General features: G+C 62.3%; 2 protein-coding genes. Both read right to left on the reverse strand.

The genetic code is table 11. The features are described 5' to 3' along the window. Window positions 1-1,989 (reverse strand): retention module-containing protein (locus G5358_RS20520; RefSeq protein ID WP_421324825.1); only part of this gene is annotated, 1,989 nt, incomplete at its 3' end. Window positions 1,990-2,210: 221 nt separating this feature from the next. Further along, on the reverse strand, window positions 2,211-3,239 hold a 1,029-nt coding region (locus G5358_RS20525; protein ID WP_421324826.1), incomplete at its 5' end, for a putative transporter.

Raw genomic sequence — 3,239 nt, forward strand, 5'->3', positions numbered from 1 at the left:
TTTGCCCAGGTACTGCACCTTGCTGTTGTCGACGCTGTAGCTCCAGGTACCGGTCTCGGTGATGGTCAGGCTGCCCAGCGCGCCCTGCGGTGCGCCCACCTGGGTGGTGTCAAATGCCGGCTTGTCGTTCTGGTCCGCGTCGCTGATGGTCAGATGACCACCCACGGTCAGCTGGACCCCCGCCTCTGCCGGGTTGGTGTCCACGTCCTCGGTCACCGCGCCAGCGTCCTTGTCCGTGCCGGTCACGGTAATGGTCGACTGGTCGTCGGCACCGTTGATGGTGATCGTCACCTGGTGGCTGCTGCCGTCCTTGCCGTACACGGTAAAGACTTCCACCTTGCTCTCGTCTTTGCCCAGGTACTGCACCTTGCTGTTGTCGACGCTGTAGCTCCAGGTACCGGTCTCGGTGATGGTCAGGCTGCCCAATGCACCCGCACTCGGGGTGCCGTTGCCGGCCACAAACTTGGCCTCATCGGCGCCGTCCACATCGGTCACGCTCAGGGTGCCAGTCTCGGTCAGGATCGGGTTGGTTTCGTCTTCCACCACGCCACCGGTGTCGGTGCCGGTAATGACAGCCGCATCGTTGACAGGCGTAACAGTCCCCGTCACCCCACCTGTGGCGCTGTTCAGGCCATCGGTGATGGTGTATTCAAACGCGATGCTGCCATTGAAATCCGGGGCCGGCGTAAAGATCAGCTGGCCATTGCTCAGGGTGACGGAGCCATTGCTGATCGCTACCGAGCCACCTTCGGCAATGGTCTGGCCGTTGATGGCGGTAATGGTGAGGCGATCACCATCCACATCCGTGTCGTTGCCAAGCACATTGATGGTGACGGTGCCATCCTCCGCCACGGTGAACTGGTCGTCCCCCGGCAGAGGCGCGGCATTCACCACGCTATTGTCGGTCCCCTTGGGCGAGGTGTTTCCCGCAGGGTCGGTCAGGGTGGCATCCACAGTGATGGGGCCGTTGACTGGCAGATCCGTAGTGGGGATGGTCAGGGTGACCTGGGTACGGCCGATGTCGTCAGTCGTCAGAATTCTGCTGGAGTCAGGCACGCCATCACCGTTCCAGTCCACATCGAGACGATCGCCAGCCTTGGCATCGCCCGGCAGCCGGATGATGACATCCATCCCATTTTCGCGCTCGTTGGCGGAGATGACATTGTCCGCGCCGTCCTGGATTTCGACTTGTGGCGCCGAGGGCGCGGTGCTGTCCACGCTGCCATCATCGGTCGCGGTGCCGGTGTTGCCGGCCGGATCGGTCACGGAAGCCGTCACCTGATAGCCCCCTTCGGCCAGCGGTGTGGTGACATCCACGCTGAAGCTGCCATCCGGTTGTACCGTCGCGGTCAGGGTCTGCTGATTGCCGTTGGCATCGGTCACCAGCAGAGTCACCGTGCTGCCAGCGGGGGCATCCGTGGTACCGGTCAGGGTCGGCGTCCGATCGTTGGTGTTGTCGGGGGCAGAGACGGTGATAACGGGAGCGGTGAGGTCGACCAGCTCATCCTCGCTGCTTTGCGCATCCACCAGCGGCGCCGCGCCAGCCGGGTTCGCACTGTCAAAGCCTGCGCTGGAGATGGTTGCATCACCGGTACGATCGATCGTGACGAAACCGCCGTTGCCGCTGGCACCAGCCACGCCCCCCGCATTGCCTGCGGCCGGGGCTCCGCCCGCCGCCGACGCCTCGAATGCCTTGGTGGGGTCGGTCCCGTCCAGAATCGCTTGCTGCAAGGCGGCGATGTCATCGGGCGTACCCGCGTTCGCCAGCACGGCGTCACCCTGTTCGGGGCGCTCGCCGGAACCCAGGGTGAACGTGGTCTCCCCTCCCTGGAAGCTGGCCCCTTCGGGCGCAAGCAATACCGCATCCTTGGGCAGTACATCGCCTTCTGCAACGAGTCTCTGGCTCCCGTCGGCGGCGACCAGATACATTTTGCCTTGCAAGTGGGTAACGACGACATCCTGATCCAATACGATGCGCTGATTGCTCATGGTTTCTCCTGAAATATCGAAGGGCATATTGCTCCAGCCTCCAATGTGCCCGTTTATCAGGCCATAAACCAGTGAGAAAAATCGAATGAACAGACCGAAATGAAGCCGGGTTTCGGGTGAAAACGAAGGGACGCCGAAGATGAATAAAATTAATTAAATCAATAGCATCAATTGTGACAAAACGAAGACGGGAGCCTCATCGGCTCCCGTCTCGTGAGGTGTCAGACACCGGCCCAGAGCAGGATGGCCAGCAGCTGGGGCGAGATGATCCGCAGGAACATCACCAAGGGGTAGACGGTCGCGTAAGAGAGTGCGCTGGCACCACTGGTGGGGTGCATGCCGTTGGCAAATGCCAGAGCGGGAGGATCCGTCATCGAGCCGGCCAGCAGACCGCACAGCGTGAGGTAGTTGAGCTTGCCATAATGGCGTGCCAGCACACCCACCAGCAGCAGCGGGATGAGGGTGATTGCCACACCGTACATCATCCATGCGGGACCGTCGCCGTTGATCAGGGTGTCGATGAAGCCGGCCCCGGACTTGAACCCCACCACCGCCAGGAAGAGCACTATGCCTATTTCCCGCAGCGCCAGGTTGGCGCTCGGCGGCATGAACCAGTAGAGCTTGCCGATGCTGCCGATACGAGACAGGATGAGCGCCACCACCAGCGGTCCCCCTGCCAGCCCCAGCTTGAGCGCCGCCGGGAATCCCGGCAGGTAGAAGGGAATGGATCCGAGCAATACCCCCAACCCGATGCCGATGAAGACGGGCAGCATCTGCACCTGCTGCAGTTTCTGCTGCACGTTGCCCACCACGCTGGTGACCGCCTCGATGGCATCGAGGCGCCCCACCAGGTTCAAGATGTCACCGAACTGCAGACTGGTCTGACTGGTCGGCACCAGCTCGATGCCGGCCCGATTCAGGCGCGAGATGACCACATCGTATTTCTGCTTGATGTCGAGATCGCGGATCCGCTTGCCGAGCACCTGCTCATTGGTGACCACCACCCGCTCGACCCGCAGATCGGTCCCGCGGGTTGAGAGGGAGGTGTCTACCTCCTCTCCAAGCACCAGCAGCACCTTGTGCAGGGCATGACGCTCCCCCACCAGGTGCAGCAGGTCGCCAAGTTCGATGCGCGAGTCGGGCTTTGGCACCATCAGCTCGTCGCCACGCTTGAGGCGGGAACAGATGACGTCCGCCTCGTCCAGACTCGGGATCTCGCGGAGCATCAGGCCGTGCATGTTGGGATTGCG

Source organism: Aeromonas sp. 604176 (assembly GCF_049170755.1).
In the GTDB taxonomy this organism is placed as follows: domain Bacteria; phylum Pseudomonadota; class Gammaproteobacteria; order Enterobacterales; family Aeromonadaceae; genus Aeromonas; species Aeromonas veronii_A.